1 protein-coding gene is annotated in these 230 nt (G+C 52.2%); it reads right to left on the reverse strand.

The annotated features are described in order from the left end of the window. The coding region (locus R0J87_RS25405) for a GNAT family N-acyltransferase (protein ID WP_498889788.1) at nucleotides 1-109 on the reverse strand (109 nt) is incomplete at its 3' end. Between the last annotated feature and the right edge of the window lie 121 nt (nucleotides 110-230).

The following is a 230-nucleotide window of genomic DNA, read 5'->3' on the forward strand; positions in this document are numbered from 1 at the left end:
TATCCCACAGAATCAGTTGCTCGTAATGGCTGTCAAAGCGGTCAATGTCACGGCGTAAGCCACTGCCTTCGCCAACGGCACGAAACGCAAATTCACGTAACCGGCCAATTTCGCGCCGACGCGTTGAACCTGAGCAGGCAGCGGCTTTTTACCCGCAGGGTCAAACAAGCCTTCTGCCTGTAATTTGGCTTTTAACTGCTCAAATTGTTGTTTTAGCAGGCCAGCACCAG

The organism is Halomonas sp. SIMBA_159 (assembly GCF_046536035.1).
Taxonomy (GTDB): domain Bacteria; phylum Pseudomonadota; class Gammaproteobacteria; order Pseudomonadales; family Halomonadaceae; genus Vreelandella; species Vreelandella venusta_A.